At 73.0% G+C, this 19,354-nt stretch carries 12 protein-coding genes; 9 read left to right on the top strand and 3 right to left on the bottom strand.

The genetic code is table 11. The features are described from left to right. Positions 1-89: 89 nt before the first annotated feature. Both KK483_RS23935 and KK483_RS23940 read right to left on the bottom strand, forming a co-directional pair. Entirely contained in the window at positions 90-1,754 is a 1,665-nt protein-coding gene (locus KK483_RS23935) for an alpha/beta hydrolase (protein WP_262007294.1), read from the bottom strand. Positions 1,755-1,939: 185 nt separating this feature from the next. Continuing rightward, positions 1,940-4,699, bottom strand: a complete 2,760-nt coding sequence (locus KK483_RS23940; RefSeq protein ID WP_262007295.1) for a lysylphosphatidylglycerol synthase transmembrane domain-containing protein — start codon at positions 4,697-4,699, stop codon at positions 1,940-1,942. A 131-nt stretch (positions 4,700-4,830) separates the two neighbouring features. On the opposite strand from KK483_RS23940, the gene KK483_RS23945 reads away from it, so the two are divergent. The 5 genes from KK483_RS23945 (at position 4,831) to nudC (ending at position 15,360) form a co-directional block, all read left to right on the top strand. After that, positions 4,831-5,346: an MGMT family protein gene (locus KK483_RS23945; protein WP_262007296.1), complete on the top strand. Its 516-nt coding sequence runs from the start codon at positions 4,831-4,833 to the stop codon at positions 5,344-5,346. Positions 5,347-5,567: 221 nt separating this feature from the next. Continuing rightward, positions 5,568-9,137, top strand: coding sequence for an ATP-dependent DNA helicase (locus KK483_RS23950; protein WP_399014704.1), 3,570 nt, complete (start codon positions 5,568-5,570; stop codon positions 9,135-9,137). Positions 9,138-9,270: 133 nt separating this feature from the next. Then, positions 9,271-12,876 carry a UvrD-helicase domain-containing protein gene (locus KK483_RS23955; protein ID WP_262007298.1) on the top strand — a complete coding sequence of 1,202 codons (3,606 nt, stop codon included), beginning with the start codon at positions 9,271-9,273 and terminating at the stop codon, positions 12,874-12,876. A gap of 89 nt (positions 12,877-12,965) precedes the next feature. Then, entirely contained in the window at positions 12,966-14,363 is a 1,398-nt protein-coding gene (locus KK483_RS23960) for a dipeptidase (RefSeq protein ID WP_262007299.1), read from the top strand. Between the two features lie 34 nt (positions 14,364-14,397). Next, positions 14,398-15,360, top strand: coding sequence for an NAD(+) diphosphatase (nudC, locus tag KK483_RS23965; protein WP_262007300.1), 963 nt, complete (start codon positions 14,398-14,400; stop codon positions 15,358-15,360). A gap of 9 nt (positions 15,361-15,369) precedes the next feature. Here nudC and KK483_RS23970 read toward each other — a convergent pair whose 3' ends face one another. Next, complete coding sequence (locus tag KK483_RS23970) at positions 15,370-15,612, bottom strand: mycoredoxin (protein ID WP_262007301.1); 243 nt, start codon at positions 15,610-15,612, stop codon at positions 15,370-15,372. A 201-nt stretch (positions 15,613-15,813) separates the two neighbouring features. Between KK483_RS23970 and KK483_RS23975 the strand changes: the two genes are divergently transcribed. The 4 genes from KK483_RS23975 to KK483_RS23990 all read left to right on the top strand — a co-directional run bounded on the left by KK483_RS23975 (position 15,814) and on the right by KK483_RS23990 (position 19,351). Continuing rightward, entirely contained in the window at positions 15,814-17,991 is a 2,178-nt protein-coding gene (locus KK483_RS23975) for an ATP-dependent DNA helicase UvrD2 (RefSeq protein WP_262007302.1), read from the top strand. 165 nt (positions 17,992-18,156) lie between these two features. Continuing rightward, positions 18,157-18,489 (top strand): hypothetical protein, encoded by a 333-nt coding sequence (locus KK483_RS23980; RefSeq protein ID WP_262007303.1) that lies wholly within the window; start codon positions 18,157-18,159, stop codon positions 18,487-18,489. A 170-nt stretch (positions 18,490-18,659) separates the two neighbouring features. After that, the gene (locus KK483_RS23985) at positions 18,660-19,028 is read left to right on the top strand and encodes a WhiB family transcriptional regulator (protein ID WP_262007304.1); all 369 of its coding nucleotides are present in this window, start codon (positions 18,660-18,662) and stop codon (positions 19,026-19,028) included. Continuing rightward, positions 19,025-19,351 carry a hypothetical protein gene (locus KK483_RS23990; RefSeq protein WP_262007305.1) on the top strand — a complete coding sequence of 109 codons (327 nt, stop codon included), beginning with the start codon at positions 19,025-19,027 and terminating at the stop codon, positions 19,349-19,351. The genes KK483_RS23985 and KK483_RS23990 overlap by 4 nt, the downstream gene beginning before the upstream one ends. Positions 19,352-19,354 lie beyond the last annotated feature (3 nt).

Raw genomic sequence — 19,354 nt, forward strand, 5'->3', positions numbered from 1 at the left:
GCTCGGCACATCATCCGACCGATGCGAGAACATCCTAGGAGCCACCACTGACAGTGACCGTCCGAGCGGTGCGGAGCCGGCGCCGGGCGTCACTCGCAGACGGTCCCGGCGGGCGGCACCCGGCCTTCGAGGAGGTAGCCGTCCACGTTCTTCTGCACACAGGCGCTGCCGCTGCCGTACGCCCCGTGCCCCTCGCCGCGGTACGTCATCTCGACGCCGACGCCCTGGCCCAGCGCCTCCGCCATCGCCTTGGCACCCGCGTACGGCGTGGCGGGGTCACCGGTGTTGCCGATGACGAGGATCGGGGGCGCCCCCGGCGCCGAGACGTCGGGGTGCTCCCACTTCCCGGGCACCGGCCACTCCGAGCAGCCCATCAGGCCCCAGCCGAGGTACTCGCCGAAGAGGGGTGACGCCTTGCGGAATTCGGGGAGCCTGGCCTTCGTCTGCGCCAGCGAGTACCGCTCCTTGTAGTCGACGCAGTTGACGGCGGCGTTGGCGGACTGGATGTTGCTGTAGTCGCCGTCCCTGTTCCTTCCGTTCAACGCGTCCGAGAGCGCGAGCAGCAGTGCGCCGTTGCCGCCGTCGGCCTCGTCGAGCCCCTGCTCCAGATACGGCCAGGTCTCCTTGGAGTAGAGGGCCTCCGCGATGCCGTTCGTGGCCTGCGTCTGGGTGAGCTTGCGGTCGCCGGTGGCCGGGATCGGCTTCTTCTCGAGCCGCGCGAGCAGATCGAGGACGAACTGCTGGATCTCCTCGGGCGTGCTGCCCGGCAGCTGGCACTCGTCACCGCGCGCGACGCAGTCCGCCGCGAAGTTGTCGAACGCCAGCTGGAAGCCCTTGGCCTGGCCGAGCGAGCCCTGCACGGAGTCGCTGTTCGGGTCGACGACGGCGTCGAAGACGGCCCGGCCGACCTTCTCGGGGAACAGGTGCGCGTAGACGCCGCCGAGTTCGGTGCCGTACGAGAAGCCCACGTAGTGGAGCTTGTCGTCGCCGAGCACCTGCCGCATCAGGTCCATGTCGCGGGCGGCGTTCGTCGTGCCGACGTACGGCAGGTCCGCGCCGGAGTGCTCCTCGCAGCCCGAGGCGTAGCTGCGGAGCCGGTCCACGTACGCCTTCTCCTCCGCGGCGTCGTCGGGCGTGGCGTCCTGCGCGTAGTACTCGTCCAGCTGCTGGTTGTCGGCGCACTCGACGGCCTGGCTGCGGCCCACGCCGCGCGGGTCGAAGCTCACGAGGTCGTAGCGTTCGCGCAGCTTCTCGTAGTCCTTGGCCGCGGCGGGGAGCGTGCTGACCCCGGAGCCGCCGGGTCCGCCGAAGTTGAAGATGAGGGAGCCGATGCGATTGGCCTGGTCGCGGGCCTTTCCACGGATCAGCGCCAATTCGATCGTCTCCCCGTCCGGGTCGGCGTAGTCGCGCGGGACCTCCATGAAGGAGCACTCCCACGTCGTCCCGCCGGGCAGTGGCGAGGGCGCGGGACCCCCGCCCTCCGCCTCCGAGGGGGGCGGGCACGGCCGCCAGTCCAGCTTCTGGGCGGTGAAGTCGCGCTCCTGCTGCCCTTCGCCCGCGTCGGAGCCCGAGCAGCCGGCCGTGACCAGGACCGCGGCGGCGGCCGCGGCGGCGAGTACGGTACCGGCCCGCCGGGCGGCGGCCGCGCGCCGTGCGTCCGGTGCGTCCGGTGCGTCCGGTGCGTCCGGTGCGTCCGGTGCATCCGGGGTGTCCGGACCGGGGGAGTCGGTCGGCGCGGGCGAGGAGGTGGGCATGAGCCCATCCTGCGCGGTGCGGGGGCGGTCCGCCTCCCGACGGTGCGTGGGCGGGCCGCGCGGGTGCACGGGGCCGGGCGGACCCCTGTCCGTGCCACCCGTGCCACCCGTGACGCCCCCGACCGAAGCCGCGGCGCCCCGACGCCGCGAAGCCGCGAGCGAGCCCTTCCGCCCGGGCCGTGTCCTTAGAGCGCGCCCTTCCGCGTGAGCTGGTTGAAGCACACCCACCCCGGCAGGACCGGCAGCCACAGCGTCAGCAGCCGGTACAGCAGCACCGCCGGCGCCGCGATCTCCGCCGGCAGACCGACGGCGATCAGGCCGAGCGTCAGAGCGCCCTCGACCGCGCCCACACCGCCCGGGGTCGGCGCCGCCGACCCCAGGGCGCTGCCGGCGAGGAAGACGACGGCGATGCTGGCGTAGCTGAGCTGCTGGTTGCCGTTGTCGAAGGCCCGGATCGAGGCGTCCAGGCACATCACGAAGGTGCCGCTCAGGAGCAGCATCCCGCCGATGCCCGTGAGCAGCTTCACCGGCCGCTGCAGCACGTCCAGCATGCGCGGCACGACACCCGCGAACAGCGACCGCAGCCGGGTCGCCACGAACTTCCGCAGGAACGGGATCGCGGTCACCACCAGCACCAGCACGGCCACGGTCAGCAGACCCGCGATGACCGTCCTCGACGGGGTCAGCGACGACGTCTTCTCCGTGCCCGTCAGATAGCCGAAGGAGAGCAGCAGCAGGATGTGCGCGCCGAGCCCGAAGAGCTGCGAGGCGCCGACGCTCGCCACCGCGAGCCCGGGGCGTACGCCGGAGCGCTGGAGGAAGCGGGTGTTGAGGGCGACACCGCCGACCGCCGCCGGGGCGACGATCTTCACGAACGAGCTCGCGATCTGTGCCACGACCGTCCGAAGGAAGGAGACCCGCTCCGGCACGAAGCCGAGCAGGCTCATCGCCGCCGCGACGTAGCTGATCGCCGAGAAGAGGACCGCGGCCGCCACCCAGCCCCAGTGCGCCTGGCTGACGACGGTGAGGTCGGTCCTGGTGAGCTGGGAGAGCAGGAAGTACGCGGCGAAGGCCCCGGCGATCAGACTGACCAGGGTGCGCGGCTTGATCCGCTCCAGCCGCACCGGCTCCACCGGCGCCTGCGGCCTGATGAGCAGCACCTGCCGGCGGATCTGGGCGAGCAGATCCTCCTCGCGGGCCTCGTCCAGCGCTTCGTCCAGCGCCCGTTTCTCGGCCTGCTTCTCCGCGCGCTGCGACTTCCGGGCCGCCTTCCGGCCCTGGTCGGCAACCCCGTCGGCCACCGGCTCCTGGGCCCTGGCCTGCCGGGCCTCCTCGGCCGCGGACAGCACCGTGTCGCGCTCGCGCTGCGAACGCTCCCGGGCGAGCCGCCGCAGCGTCGCGCGCGTGGAGCGGCTGAGCGCGATGGGCTGGAGCAGCGGCAGGCAGTCCGCGACCGCGTCCGGGCCCAGTACCTCGACCGCCGCCGCGACCGCACGCTCGGCCCCGACCCGCAGTCCGAACGTGGTCAGCAGTTGTGCGATGTCCATCCGGAGGACCACGTCACCGGCCGCGATCTCCCCGCCGCGCAGATCGGTCAGCACCACCTTGCCGGAACGATCCACCAGGATCGCGTCGCCCGTGAGCCTGCGGTGCGCGATACGCCGCGACTGCAGCGCCCGCACCTGCCGGAACGCGCCGAGCACCACGTCGTCCGTGATCTCCTCGTCGGGCAGCGAGTCCAGCGAGTGGCCGCCGAGGTGCTCGTAGACCAGCATCACGGCGTCCGGGCCGAGCTCCGACGTGGCGATCAGCTTCGGCGCGTTGGCCCCGGCGGCGATCGCGGCGTACGCGAGCAGCGCCTCCTGCTCCAGGGCCTGGCGCAGCGACTGGATGGAGCGCCGGGTGGTGATCGCGCGCAGCGTGAGCCGGCGCCAGACCCGGTAGAAGTAGCCCTGCGCCTGCTGCTCGCGGTCGACGACGGTGACATCGAGCGGAGGGCCGTCCTCCAGGGTCACGAGGTAGCGGCGGCCGCGGTCCCCGTGGTCGGCCGACTCGGGCACGTCCTCCGCCCGCATCGCCGTCACCGGGCGGAAACCGACATGGCGCAGGCCCGCCAGCAGGGTCTGGCCGGTCGGACGCACGTTCGGTGAGCCGACGGCGTACAGCGTGCCGTACGCGACCGTCCAGCCGATCAGCACGGTGAGGATGATCGAGAACGGAGTCGTGTAGCCCGCGACGAGCATCGCGAAGGCGTCGAGGAGCAGCACGCCCCACAGCGCCACGCGCCAGCGCGGGCGGCGGGCCATGCCGACGGCCGTCATATAGGCGATGACCGGGGCGAGATAGCCGTGGACGGGGTCGGTGAGTCCGCCGCCCGTCTGCGGCTGGGTCAGCGCGTCCTGGATCTGGCTCGGCGCGGCCTCGGCGACCCAGAGGTCGGTGGCGAGGGTCACGCCGTGGGCGAGCACGGCCGCGAGGACGCCGTCCGCGATCCGCAGACCGTCCCGCTTGATCAGCCGCTCGATCGCGAAGGCGACCGGAACGAGCAGCACGGCGATGCTGGAGACCAGACCGGCGAGCTTGACCAGCACGTCCGGGGCCTGACCGGTGCCCTTGGAGATGTCCGACTCGAGGCCGGTCGTGGTGCCGTGCGCGAAGGCGGCGACGCCGAGTACGACGACGACCGCCAGAATTCCGGCGAGCAGCCGCGTCAGGTCGGAGGGACGGTGCACCCGGGCGGGGAGAAGGGGCTCGTCGCCGGAGACACGTTCGGTGGAGGCGGAGGTGTCTGCGTCGCCGTCCGCAACGGTGCCCTCGGCAGGGTGGTCGTGAGCAGCGTCTTCAGCACTGTCCTTCGCGGTGTCCTCGGTGTCCTTCTCCGGGGCGGTGTCCGCTTCCGGGCGCGACTCGGAACCGGAGGTGCTCGCCGCTGCCGCAGGCTGCACGCCCCGCTCCTTCGCCGTCTCGGTCTCTTCTTGATCTCGTATCACCAGTCACCGCCCGGATGATGGTGGCATGTCGCACTGACAGTGGGGGCCATCAGGGTGCCTGCCCGCTGTCGGTGCCATGGTGCAGGATGGGCCGGATGAGCGATGAGGTGCCGGAACTGCCGGAGTACGCGGAGCGGGTCCTGGACGTCGCCGAGCGTATCCCGCCGGGCCGGGTCATGACCTACGGAGATGTGGCGGAGTGGCTCGGCGAGGGGGGACCGCGCCAGGTCGGCCGCGTCATGGCGCTGTACGGGGGCGCGGTGCCGTGGTGGCGCGTGGTGCGCGCCGACGGGGTGCTGCTGCCCGGCCACGAGCTGAGCGCGCTCGACCACTACCGAGTGGAGGGCACTCCGCTGCGGGAGGCCGCCAGGAGCGCGGAGGACCATGTGCCCCGCCTGGACATGCGACGGGCGCGCTGGGACGGCGTGGCGGGCCCGGGGCACGACGGGCGCGACGCCGACGGGAGCGAAGCGGACGCCGCCGCGCCGCTCACTCCCCTGGGCGACGCCGACGGGATACGTGACGCCGACGGGATGGGCGACGCGTACGCGATACGCGGCGGCGGGGACGCGACGGTCCGGGACGCGGGAGCTCACACCTGACAGCTTCCGCCATTCGACGGTGCGATGGGGCGTCCGGCGCCCGCGAGCAGCCCCCGGCAGCGTCGGGACCGGAGTCGCTGCGCCCGGGGAGCCGCCTGGCGTAGCGTCGTCGGGGCCCGTGCCACCACCCGCATCGGCGCCTTCGTACCCATTCGGCCCGCGCTTCCGCGCCGGCCCCGGCTCTCTCACCACAAGCACACCCCCCAGGACCGGCGATCCACGTGAGTTCCTCCTCTTCCACCGGGCGTACACCGCACCGTCGGGTACGGCAGGGGGTCCCCCCGCGCCCGCAGGGGCGCAGGGAGGGGACTCCGGGCGCGTACCGGCTGGTGCGTACCGCGCCGGGCCCGGTGGATCCCCCTCTCCTGGACGCGTCCCAGCGCGCAGTGGTTGACCATGAACGGGGACCTCTGCTCGTGCTCGCCGGGCCGGGCACCGGGAAGACGACGACGCTGGTCGAGGCGGTGGCGGCACGGATCGCGCAGGGCGCGGAGCCGGAGCGGCTGCTGGTCCTGACGTTCAGCCGCAAGGCGGCGGTGGAGCTGCGCGACCGGATGGCGCTGCGGCTGGGAGGGGAGCGGGCACCGCAGGCGACCACCTTCCACTCGTACTGCTACGCGGTGGTCCGCGCGCACCAGGACGCGGACCTCTTCGCCGAACCGCTGCGGTTGCTGTCGGGACCCGAGCAGGACGTGGCGGTCCGTGACCTGCTGGCCGGCCAGCTCGACCTGGAGCGCGAGGGGCGCGCGGGGGCGCGCTGGCCCAGCGAGCTCCGGGCCTGTCTCACCACGCGCGGGTTCGCGGACGAGGTCCGTGCCGTCCTCGCCCGCAGCCGTGAGCTGGGCCTCGGCCCGGAGGCGCTGGCGGCGTTCGCGCGGCGTACGGGGCGTCCGGACTGGCACGCGGCCGCGGCGTTCCTGGCGGAGTACCTGGACGTCCTGGACCTCCAGGGCGTCCTCGACTACGCGGAACTGGTCCACCGCGCGGCGCTGCTCGCCGAGGCGGCGGGGTCCGGCGACCGGCTCGCCGCGCGCTACGACGCGGTCTTCGTCGACGAGTACCAGGACACCGACCCGGCCCAGGTACGGCTGCTGCGGGCGCTCGCCGGAGGCGGCCGGACGCTCGTCGCCTTCGGCGACCCCGACCAGTCGATCTACGCGTTCCGGGGCGCGGATGTGAACGGCATCCTCGACTTCCCCGACGCCTTCCCGCGCACCGACGGGCGTCCGGCGCCGGTCGCCGTCCTGACGGCGTCGCGCCGCTCGGGGGCCGCGCTGCTCGCGGCGACCCGGCTGCTCACCCAGCGCATGCCGCTCACCCGGCTGCCCGCGGAGAAGGTCCGCGCCCACCGTGAGCTGAAGGCGGTCCGCGCGGGCGGCCGCGTCGAGGTCTGCACGTACCCGACCGCCTCCACCGAGCTCGACAACATCGCGGACCTCCTCCGCCGCGCTCATCTCGAGGACGGCGTCCCCTGGAACGACATGGCCGTCCTCGTCCGCGCCGGCAACCGCAGCCTCCCCACGCTCCGCCGCGCCCTGACCGCCGCCGGAGTTCCCGTCGAAACGGACGGCGACGACGTCCCCCTGCGTCACGAACCCGCGGTCACCCCCCTGCTGGCCGCCCTCAGAGCGGCCGCCACTCCACTGACGCCGGGCGGCGTCGCCCCGAAGGTGCCCGCAGCACGGGTCGCCGAGGTCGCCGAGGTCGCCGAGGACACCGGGACGCCCGCGGTACCGGGCGAGCAGGGGGCTTCCGGCGCCCAGGCGCAGCCTGAGAGTCCCGGCCATGCTGACCGTCCCGACGGCCCCGACCATGCCGACGGCCCTGACGGCCCTGACGGCCCTGACGGCCCTGACGGCCCTGACGGCCCTCACGGTCCTGACGGCCCCGACCATGTCGATCACGCCGGCCATCCCGACCACCTCGACCCCGAGACCGCCCTCGCCCTCCTCACCTCGCCCCTCGGCGGGATGGACACCGCCGACCTGCGCCGCCTCGGCCGGGCGCTCCGGGACGAGGAGCGGGCCGCCGGGAACAGGATCCCGCCGCCCTCGGACACCCTCATCGCCCGCGCCCTCGCCGAACCCGAGCGGCTCACGGCACACGACCCCGCGTACGCCCGCCGCGCCCAGCACCTCGGCGTGCTCCTGCGCAAGGCGCGTGAACTCCTCGACGGCGGCGGCACCGCCGAAGAGGCCCTGTGGGAGCTCTGGAACGGAACCTCCTGGCCGCAGCGCCTCCAGCGCTCCTCCCTCCGCGGCGGCGCCGCGGGGCGCAACGCCGACCGCGACCTCGACGCCGTCTGCGCCCTGTTCGAGACCGCGGCCCGCGCGGAGGAACGCACCGGCGGCCGCGGCGCCCTCAACTTCCTGGAGGAGGTCGAGGCCCAGGACATCGCCGCCGACACCCTCAGCCGCCGCAGCGCCCGCCCCGCCGCCGTACGCCTCATGACCGCCCACCGTTCCAAGGGCCTCGAATGGGGCCTGGTGGTCCTCGCCGGCGTACAGGAAGGGCTCTGGCCGGACCTGCGCCGCCGAGGCTCCCTCCTGGAAGCGGACCGCATCGGCCGCGACGGCCTCGCCGAACCGCTCACCCCCGGCGCCCTCCTCGCCGAGGAGCGCCGCCTGTTCTACGTCGCCGCCACCCGCGCGCGCCACCGCCTCGTGGTCACCGCCGTCAAGGCACCGGCCGACGACGGCGACCAGCCCTCCCGCTTCCTCACCGAACTGGGCACCGAGCCCCGGGACGTCACCGGCCGCCCCCGGCGCCCTCTCGCCGTCGCCCCCCTCGTCGCCGAACTCCGCGCCACCACCGTCGACCCGAACGCGTCCGAAGAGCTGCGCGACGCCGCCGCCCGGCGCCTCGCCCGCCTCGCCGCGCTCACCGACGACGAGGGCCAGCCACTCGTCCCCGCAGCGCACCCGTACCGCTGGTGGGGCCTGAACGAACCGACCCACAACGCGGTTCCCCTCCGCGACCGCGACCTGCCCCTGGCGCTCTCCCCGAGCTCCCTGGAGAAGCTCGCCAACACCTGTGCGCTCCAGTGGTTCCTGGGACGTGAGGTCAAGGCCGACGCCCCGGCCACCGCCGCCCAGGGGTTCGGCAACGTCGTCCACGTACTCGCCGACGAGGTCGCGGCCGGCCGTACACCCGCCGACCTCGCCGTCCTCATGGAGCGCCTCGACTCCGTCTGGGACGCGCTCGCGTTCGACGCCCCCTGGAAGTCCCGGCAGGAGAAGGAGAACGCGCGCGTCGCCCTGGAACGCTTCCTGCGGTGGCACGTCATGGACCGCGGCGGCCGCACGCCCGCCGCCACCGAGCACGAGTTCGACGTGACCCTCGACGCGGGTCCGTACGAAGTACGGATCCGCGGTTCCATGGACCGCGTCGAGCAGGACGAGCAGGGCCGCGCGTATGTCGTCGACTTCAAGACCGGCAAGGCACCCGTGAGCCGGGACGAGGTCGCCCACCACCCCCAGCTGGCCGTCTACCAGCTCGCCGTCCGCGAAGGCGCGGTCGACGACGTGTTCGACGGCCGCCGCCCCGAACCCGGCGGCGCCGAACTCGTACAACTGCGCCAGGCCGCCCCCCAGAAGGAGGGCGGCGACGCCCTGCCGAAGATCCAGGCCCAGGATGCCCTCGCCGGCGACTGGGTCGGCGACCTGCTCGCCACGGCCGCCGGCCGCGTGCTCGACGAGCGCTTCACCCCCACCACCGGGACGCACTGCGGTCAGTGCGCCTTCCGTGCCTCGTGCAGCGCACAGCCCGAGGGCAGGCACGTCGTCGACTGAGCACGTCGTCGACCGAGACGGAGACCGGGACGGAGACCGGGACGGGGGACGGGGACGGAGACCGGGACGGGGGACGGGGACGGAGACCGGACGGCCCCGGGCGCTGTCAGTGGCGGCCGTTAGCCTCTCTGGCGTGTCCGCACACATCACCGACCCCGAGCAGCTCAAGGAGCTCCTCGGCATTCCGTTCACCCCGGAGCAGACGGCCTGCATCACGGCGCCGCCCGCCCCGCAGGTCATCGTGGCCGGGGCAGGGTCGGGCAAGACGACGGTGATGGCCGCCCGCGTGGTGTGGCTCGTGGGCACGGGCCAGGTCGCCCCCGAGCAGGTCCTCGGACTGACCTTCACCAACAAGGCGGCCGGCGAGCTCGCGGAGCGCGTCCGCATCGCGCTCGTCCGGGCCGGGGTCACCGACCCGGACACGATCGACCCGGACAACCCCCCGGGCGAGCCGCGCATCTCCACGTACCACGCATTCGCCGGACAGCTCCTCACCGACCACGGCCTGCGCATCGGCCTGGAGCCCACCTCGCGGCTGCTCGCGGACGCCACCCGCTTCCAGCTCGCCGCCCGCGTGCTGCGCGAGGCCCCGGGGCCGTACCCGGCACTGACGAAGTCCTTCCCCTCCCTGGTCAGCGATCTGCTCGCGCTCGACGCCGAGCTGGCCGAGCATCTCGTCACCCCCGAGCGGCTCGCCGCCCACGACACCGGGCTGCTGCGCGCCCTGGAGTCGGCCACGCTCACCAACGCCGACCTGCGCAAGGTCCCCGAGGCCGCCGCGGCCCGCAGCGAGCTGCTCGACCTCGTCGTCCGCTACCGGACCGCCAAACGCGCCCGTGACCTCCTCGACTTCGGCGACCAGATCGCCCTCTCCGCCGAGCTCGCCCTCACCCGCCCCGAGGCGGGCCGCATCCTGCGCGACGAATTCCGTGTCGTCCTGCTCGACGAGTACCAGGACACGTCCGTCGCGCAGCGGCTGCTGCTCTCCGGGCTCTTCGGCGGGGGCACGGGCCACGCCGTCACGGCGGTCGGCGACCCCTGCCAGGCGATCTACGGCTGGCGCGGCGCCTCCGTCGCCAACCTGGACGACTTCCCGGAGCACTTCCCGTACCGGGACGGCAGACCCGCCACCCGCTTCTCGCTCAGCGAGAACCGCCGCAGCGGCGGCCGCCTCCTCGACCTCGCCAACGGCCTCGCCGAGCCGCTGCGCGCCATGCACGAGGGCGTGGAGGCGCTGCGGCCCGCACCCGGCGCCGAGCGCGACGGCTCCGTACGGATCGCACTGCTGCCCACCCACGCCGAGGAGATCGCGTGGCTCGCCGACTCGATCGCCCATCTCGTCCGCACCGGCAGGGAACCGGGCGAGATCGCCGTCCTGTGCCGTACGGCGGCGGACTTCGCCGGGATCCAGGGCGCCCTCGTCGCCCGCGACATCCCCGTCGAGGTCGTCGGCCTCTCCGGACTGCTCCATCTGCCCGAGGTCGCCGACCTGGTCGCCGTCTGCGACGTCCTCCAGGACCCGGGGGCCAACGCCTCGCTCGTACGGCTTCTCACCGGCCCCCGGTGGCGCATCGGCCCGCGCGACCTCGCCCTGCTCGGCCGCCGCGCCAGGCTCCTCGTCCACCGGCCGCGTGACGACGACGGCACGGACCCCGACGAGCGCCTCGCCGCGGCCGTCGAGGGCACGGACCCCGCCGAGGTGGTCTCCCTCGCCGACGCGCTCGACACCTTCCTGGAGCCGGCCGGATCGGACGACGGCCTGCCGTTCTCCGCCGAGGCCCGTGTCCGCTTCGCCCGCCTCGCCCAGGAGCTGCGCGACCTGCGCCGCTCCCTCGCCGATCCGCTGATGGACGTGCTGCACCGGGTGCTCGCCACCACCGGCCTGGAGGTCGAACTCTCCGCGTCCCCGCACGCCCTCGCGGCCCGCCGCCGCGAGACCCTCGCCAATTTCCTCGACATCGCGGCCTCGTTCGCCTCACTGGACGGCGAGGCCACGCTGCTCGCCTTCCTCGGCTTCCTGCGCACCGCCGAGCAGTACGAGAAGGGCCTGGACAACGCTCTCCCCGGAGGGGAGAACACGGTGAAGGTGCTCACCGCCCACAAGTCCAAGGGACTCGAATGGGACGTCGTCGCGGTGCCCGGACTGGTCGCCGGCCAGTTCCCGAGCACCCGTTCCCGCGAGTCCTGGACGGCCCAGGCCAAGGTGCTGCCGCATGCGCTGCGCGGCGACGCCGAGACCCTCCCGGACATCACGGGATGGGACGCGAGGAGCATGAAGGCGTTCAAGGAAGAGATGAGGGACCACCAGCACACGGAGGAACTCCGCCTGGGCTATGTGACCTTCACCCGCCCCCGCTCCCTCCTGCTCGGCTCGGCCCACTGGTGGGGGCCGTCCCAGAAGCGCCGACGCGGTCCGTCCGCCTTCCTCCAGGCCCTGTACGACCACTGCGCGGCGGGCTTCGGCGAGATCGAGGCATGGGCCGACGAGCCGGAGGAGGACGCGGAGAACCCGGCGCTCCACGAGGCCGCCGCGGAGCACGCCTGGCCGCTGCCGCTGGACCCGACGGCGATGTCCCGCCGCCGCGCGGCCGCGGACCTGGTGCTCGCGCACCTGAACACGGATCCGGGGACAACACCGCAGACCGGATCGCGGACCGGACCGCAGAAGGCACCGGAGGCCGTCCCGGAGGCCGTTTCGGACGGCGGCGAACCGTGGCCGCAGGAGGACCGGGCCCACCGGACGGGACACGCCCAGGACATCGACGAGCCATGGCCGGACGAGCCCTGGCCTGAGGAGTCGTCGCCCGACGAGCCGTGGGCCGACGAGCCGTGGGCCGACGAGCCGTGGCCGGAGGACCCGGATGACGTCGGCATCGCCGACGTCGAGCCGGACGGATCTCACGAGCCGGACGGATCTCATGAGGCGGATGGGCCCCACGAGCAGGACGAGCCCGCCGACAAGGGGAGCGCCCTCTGTCTCCCCGCCCAACGCCGCCCCTCGCGCCTCACCCCCGAGGACACCCGCACCATCGCCTCCTGGGACCGCGATCTCGAAGCCCTCACCGGTGAGCTGCGCCGCGCCCGCGCCGCCGTGCGCGACGTCCCCGTACCTCCGGCGCTGTCCGCCTCCCAGCTGCTGCGGCTCGCCGCCGACCCGGACGGTTTCGCACAGGAGCTGGCGCGCCCGATGCCGCGCCCCCCGCAGCGGGCCGCGCGCCGGGGCACGCGGTTCCACGCCTGGGTGGAGTCGAGGTTCGAGGAGGTGCCGCTGCCCATGCTCGGGCCGGACGAGTTGCCGGGCCGCGACCCGGACGACCCGGACGAGGCGGAGATCGCCGACGAGCGCGATCTCGCCGCGCTCAAGGCCGCCTTCGAGCGCACCCCGTACGCCCGCCGCGCGCCCTTCCGGGTGGAGGTGCCGGTCCAGCTCACCCTTGCGGGCCGGATCATCAGGGGCCGGATCGACGCCGTCTACCGCGACGGGGCCACGGGTGCGTTCGAGATCGTCGACTGGAAGACCAGCCGGGGCCGCGACGCGGACCCGCTCCAGCTCGCCGTCTACCGGCTGGCCTGGGCAGAGCAGCACGGCATTCCGCCGGAATCGGTCGCCGCGGCCTTCCTGTACGTACGGACAGGGGAGATCGTCCGTCCCGACGGCCTGCCGGACCGCGCGGGCCTGGAGCGCATCCTCCTCGACGATCCGAACGCCGAGGATGCGCGCGTCGAGGACGCGCGCTGAGGACGCGCGCGCCGGGGACCGGAGCGGCGAGGATCCCGGCGACCGGGCGCCGGGCGAACCCGCTCCCGGCTCCGGATAGGCTCAAAGGCATGAGCGACACCCCGGACAGCGCCGTCCGCACGTACATAGCGCAGCACCGCGCCGCCTTCCTCGACGACCTCGCCGAGTGGCTGCGCATCCCGTCCGTGTCGGCACAGCCGGAGCACGCCGCGGACGTACGGCGCAGCGCCGAGTGGCTGGCCGGGAAGCTCAAGGAGACCGGCTTCCCGGCCACCGAGGTCTGGGAGACCGCCGGCGCCCCGGCCGTCTTCGCCGAGTGGCCGTCCGGCGACCCGGACGCCCCGACGGTCCTCGTCTACGGACACCACGACGTCCAGCCCGCCGCCCGCGAGGACGGCTGGCACACGGACCCGTTCGAGCCCGTCGTCACGGACGGCCGGATGTACGCGCGGGGCGCGGCCGACGACAAGGGCCAGGTCTTTTTCCACACCCTGGGGGTGCGCGCCCACCTCGCCGCCACCGGCCGCACCGCCCCCGCCGTCAACCTGAAGCTCCTCGTCGAGGGTGAGGAGGAGTCCGGTTCACCCCACTTCCGCGCCCTCGTGGAGCGGAACGCGGACCGCCTCGCCGCCGACGCCGTGATCGTTTCCGACACCGGTATGTGGTCCGAGACCACCCCCACCGTCTGCACCGGGATGCGCGGCCTCGCCGAGTGCGAGATCGAGCTGCACGGCCCGGACCAGGACATCCACTCGGGTTCCTTCGGCGGAGCCGTGCCCAACCCGGCCACCGTCGCCGCCCGTCTCGCCGGCGCCCTGCACGACGAGAACGAGCGCGTCGCGATCCCCGGCTTCTACGACGGCATCGCGGAGCTGACCCCCGCCGAGCGCGAGCTCCTCGCCGAACTGCCCTTCGACGAGTCCGAGTGGCTGCGTACGGCGGCGTCGCGCGCGACGCTCGGCGAGGCCGGCTACTCCACCCTGGAGCGCGTCTGGGCCCGGCCGACCGCCGAGGTCAACGGCATCGGCGGCGGCTACCAGGGCCCCGGCGGAAAGACGATCATCCCCGCGTCCGCCCGGCTGAAGCTCTCCTTCCGCCTGGTGTCGGGCCAGGACACGGACCGCGTCGAGGAGCTGATCCGCAGCTGGGTCGCCTCGCTCGTCCCGGCCGGCATCAGGCACGCGATCACCTTCGGCGGAGCGACCCGCCCCTGTCTGACACCCCTGGACCACCCCGCGCTCCAGGCGGTCGCCCGGTCCATGAGCCGTGCCTTCGACGGGGAGAAGATCCGCTTCACCCGTGAGGGCGGTTCCGGACCGGCCGCCGACCTCCAGGACGTGCTCGGTGCGCCCGTGCTGTTCCTGGGTATCTCCGTACCGTCCGACGGCTGGCACGCGCCCAACGAGAAAGTCGAACTGGCACTGCTGCTCAAGGGTGTCGAGACCACCGCCCACCTGTGGGGCGAACTCGCCCGCGCCCTTCGCTGAACAGACACCCACCCCGGGGGAGTTGGAAGTACCTGTGAGCACCTTCAATCACATCGCCGACACCGCCCACGGCGATGCGCGTCCGATCGGCCTCACCGCGCCGAGCGGCATCGACCGCGCGGCGCACCACCGACTCGACGAGGCATGGCTGGCGGCGGCGTGGAGCCACCCGAGCACCCGGGTGTTCGTGGTCTCCGGCGGACAGGTGCTCATCGACGACACCCCCGACGGGGGCACCGAGCTCGTCACCACCCCCGCCTTCGAGGCCCCGCCGACCGAGACCCACCGGTACTTCCTGGGCACCGACGAGGACGGTGTCAGCTACTTCGCCCTGCAGAAGGACACACTGCCCGGGCGCATGGACCAGTCCGCGCGCCCCGCCGGGCTGCGCGAAGCCGGACTGCTCCTCTCCCCGCGCGACGCGGGCCTCATGGTGCACGCGGTCGCCCTGGAGAACTGGCAGCGGCTCCACCGCTTCTGCTCCCGCTGCGGCGAGCGCACGGTCATCGCGGCCGCGGGACACATCCGCCGCTGCCCGGCCTGCGGCGCCGAGCACTACCCGCGCACCGACCCGGCCGTGATCATGCTGGTCACGGACGAGGAGGACCGGGCGCTCCTGGGCCGCCAGGTGCACTGGCCCGAGGGCCGCTTCTCGACGCTCGCCGGTTTCGTCGAACCCGGCGAGTCCATCGAGCAGTCCGTGATCCGCGAGGTCCACGAGGAGGCGGGCGTCCGGGTCGGCGAGGTCGAGTACGTCGCCAGCCAGCCCTGGCCGTTCCCGTACAGCCTCATGCTGGGCTTCATGGCCCGCGCCACCTCGTCGGAGATCACCGTGGACGGCGAGGAGATCCACGAGGCGCGCTGGTTCTCACGAGACGACCTGCGCGCCGCGTTCGAGTCCGGTGAGGTGCTGCCGCCCTACGGGATCTCGATCGCGGCCCGCCTCATCGAGCTCTGGTACGGCAAGCCGCTCCCCAAGCCCGGCTCGGCCGCATGAGCCCCGGCCTCAGGCGCCGATCTTCTGCTTGACCTGCGCCAGCGAGGGGTTGGTCAGCGTCGAGCCGTCGGCGAAGAGGACGGTGGGAACCGTCTGGTTGCCACCGTTGGCCTTCTCGACGAAGGCCGCGGACTGCGGGTCCTCCTCGATGTTGACCTCGACGTACGAGATCCCTTCCCGCTCGAGCTGGCTCTTCAGCCGCCGGCAGTAGCCGCACCAGGTCGTGCTGTACATCGTCAGAGATCCCTGCATCTTCTTCTCCGCTCCTCTGGCTCAGGGGTGCCCCACAGGGGCGTCCGGAGAAAGAACGTACGCGATCCCGTTCCCATTCCCGTATTCCCGGACGGGCAGGGCGGCTGCGCGAGGCGATCGGCACCTGCATTTGTACGACCGGTCCTGTCCCCCTGTGGACAACGGTCCCGGTGATCTCGTGGAACCTGGCAGCATGGCGGGGTGACAGCAGCAACGCACTCCACTCTCTTCCCTCAGGTCCCCGTGTCCGCGGACGCGGTGCTCGACGGGCTCGACCCCGAGCAGCGCGAGGTCGCGACCGCGCTCGCCGGGCCGGTGTGCGTCCTGGCCGGCGCCGGTACGGGCAAGACGCGGGCGATCACCCATCGCATCGCCTACGGAGTGCGCGCCGGGATACTCCAGCCGGCGAGTGTGCTGGCCGTCACGTTCACCAACCGTGCCGCGGGGGAGATGCGCGGGCGGCTGCGGCAGCTGGGTGCGGGCGGAGTGCAGGCCCGCACGTTCCACTCGGCCGCCCTGCGCCAGCTCCAGTACTTCTGGCCGAAAGCCGTCGGCGGCGAGCTGCCGAGGCTGCTGGAGCGGAAGATCCAGCTGGTGGCCGAGGCCGCCGCACGCTGCCGGTTCCGGCTCGACCGCAATGAGCTCAGGGATGTGACCAGCGAGATCGAGTGGGCCAAGGTCACCCAGACGGTGCCGGCCGACTATCCGGCGGCGGTTGCCAAGTCGCTGCGGGACGCCCCCCGGGACCCCGCGGAGATCGGCCAGATCTACGCGATGTACGAGCAGCTGAAGCGCGACCGCTCGGTGATCGACTTCGAGGACGTCCTGCTCCTCACGGTCGGCATCCTCCAGGACCGCCACGACATCGCCGAGCAGATCCGCCGCCAGTACCAGCACTTCGTGGTGGACGAGTACCAGGACGTGTCGCCCCTCCAGCAGCGGCTGCTCGACCTCTGGCTCGGCGACCGCGACAGCCTGTGCGTCGTCGGCGATGCCAGCCAGACGATCTACTCCTTCACCGGAGCCACCCCCGACCACCTGCTGAACTTCCGCACCCGCCACCCCAGCGCCACGGTGGTGAAGCTGGTCCGTGACTACCGCTCGACCCCCCAGGTCGTCCATCTGGCCAACGGACTGCTCGGCCAGGCCCGCGGCCGCGCCGCCGAGCACCGGCTGGAACTGATCTCGCAGCGCGATCCCGGCCCCGACCCGGCCTATACGGAGTACGCGGACGAGCCCGCGGAGGCCGAAGGCACCGCCCGGCGGATCCGGGACCTGATCGCGGCCGGTGTCCCGGCCGGTGAGATCGCGGTGCTCTACCGGGTCAACGCGCAGTCCGAGGTCTATGAGCAGGCCCTCGCCGACGCGGGCGTGCCGTACCAGCTGCGCGGCGCCGAGCGCTTCTTCGAGCGTGCGGAGGTCCGGGAGGCGGGGGTCGCCCTGCGCGGCGCCGCCCGGGCAGGGGGGAACGACCCCCTGCTGGACGACGCCGGGGACCTGGCGTCGCAGGTGCGCGCCGTGCTCTCGACGAAGGGCTGGACGACCGAGCCCCCGGCCGGTTCCGGCGCGGTCCGGGACCGCTGGGAGTCCCTGGCATCCCTGGTCCGGCTCGCCGAGGACTTCGCTCGGGTCAAGCCGGAGGCGACCCTCGGCGATCTCGTCGCGGAGCTCGACGAGCGGGCGGCCGCCCAGCACGCCCCGACCGTCCAGGGCGTCACGCTCGCGTCGCTCCACTCGGCGAAGGGCCTGGAGTGGGATGCCGTGTTCCTGGTCGGCCTCACCGAGGGCATGATGCCGATCACCTACGCGAAGACCGACGAGCAGGTCGAGGAGGAGCGTCGGCTGCTGTATGTGGGCGTCACCCGCGCCCGGCTGCATCTGTCGCTCTCCTGGGCGCTGTCCCGGTCGCCCGGCGGCCGGGCCTCCCGTCGCCCCACCCGCTTCCTGGCCGGACTGCGGCCGGGCTCCACCGCGCCCGGAGCGGGTCGTGCGGGTGGTGCGGGAGGCATCGAGCGTGGCGCCGCCGGCGGCCGGCGCAAGCGACGCGGTCCGGTGGTGTGCCGGGTCTGCGGGAAGACGCTCACCGATGCCGGCGAGATGAAGCTGATGCGGTGTGAGGACTGCCCCTCGGACATGGACGAGGCGCTGTACGAGCGGCTGCGTGAGTGGCGCTCGGAGCAGGCGAAGGAGCTGGGCCAGCCGGCGTACTGCGTCTTCACCGACAAGACCCTGATGGCGATCGCCGAGGCCGTGCCCGGAAGCGAGGGCGAGCTCGCCGGGATCTCCGGCGTCGGCGGGCGCAAGCTGGAGCGGTTCGGCACCGATGTCCTGGCCATCTGTGCAGGCCAGGAGGGTGACGGGGGTGACGAGGAGGACTGATGCAAACTCGTCGAAAAAATAGTTTGCGCCCGCCCCAGTCATCCCCATAGGTTCTTAACCACGGGAACAGGCGCTTCTCTGAAGCCCTGTTGTCGTGCTGTACTTATCCGAATACGCGTGATCGGCCCCGGCCGGTCCCAGAGACGCCGAGAGGAGGCGATTCCAGTGATCAGCATCAACACCAGCTTCATCCGCACCGCCGTCAAAATGACCGATCGCTCGGTCGTCTCCGCCTGCTCGCTCGGCCTCTCCGGTTCGGCGTTCATTGGCACCGGTCTGTCCGGCTTCGCGGCCGTCCGTCCGGTCTCCCTTCCTGCGGGTCTGCCCGTCCGGGAGCGCAATGAGCGACCGACCAAGGCACTGGAAGCAGGAGTAGCGGCGGCAGAGGCGAAGGCCTACGCCATCGCGGCGGCCAGTGCCGGCAGCAAGAAGCAGACGACGCAGCACCACACGATGTGGGCCTTCCGTGGGCTCGAACCCTGGAGTGATCCAGCCTGATCCAGAATCAGGCCGGCGCCTTCAGGGCCGCGGAACCCCACCCGGGATCCGCGGCCCTTCTGTTTTCCCCGATGAGGAAACGGAGCGAAGGGGCCTCGGGACCAGCAAGACCCGGTACCAGCCGAAGCCCGGTCAACAGACCGGACAGACCAGACGAGGAAAACACCACCGTGCAACTCGAAGCGCACGCCCCGTCCGTACCGCCTTCCGAAACGATCCCCCCGCCCGGCCTCACGGAGGACTCCACCTTGACCCCGCTCACCGCGCTGACCGCGCTCGACGACGCCATCGAGAACCTCGGCGTGCCCGTCCCCTGCCGCTCCAACGACCCGGAGGTCTTCTTCGCGGAGTCGCCGGCCGATGTCGAGTACGCCAAGTCCCTCTGCCGGACCTGCCCGCTGATCGAGGCCTGCCTCGCCGGCGCCAAGGAACGGCGTGAGCCGTGGGGCGTCTGGGGCGGAGAGCTCTTCGTCCAGGGCGTCGTCGTCGCCCGGAAGCGGCCGCGTGGTCGCCCGCGCAAGAACCCGGTCGCGGCATGAACGCCGTCGGCACCATCGACCGTCCCCTCACGCACGATCCCCAGAAGCAGGCCCCGATGACCTCTTCCGCCAGCGAGCCGTCCGGCTCCGCCAGCACCCCAGCCACCACCACCTTCGACGCGAACACCTCGCGTCAGAACAGGACCCGTGAGATGCAACTCATCCCAGAAGCCCTGGCTCGTGCGCATATGCACGAGCGCCTGCGGGAAGCCGAGTCGGAACGCCAGGCCGCGCGCCTGGTAGCCGCCCGGCGGATGCAGCGCCGCGCCGAGCGCGTGTCGCTGCGGGCCCGCCGCGCGCTGGCCATGGCCGTCATGAACTGAGCC

This window comes from Streptomyces sp. FIT100 (genome assembly GCF_024584805.1).
In the GTDB taxonomy this organism is placed as follows: domain Bacteria; phylum Actinomycetota; class Actinomycetes; order Streptomycetales; family Streptomycetaceae; genus Streptomyces.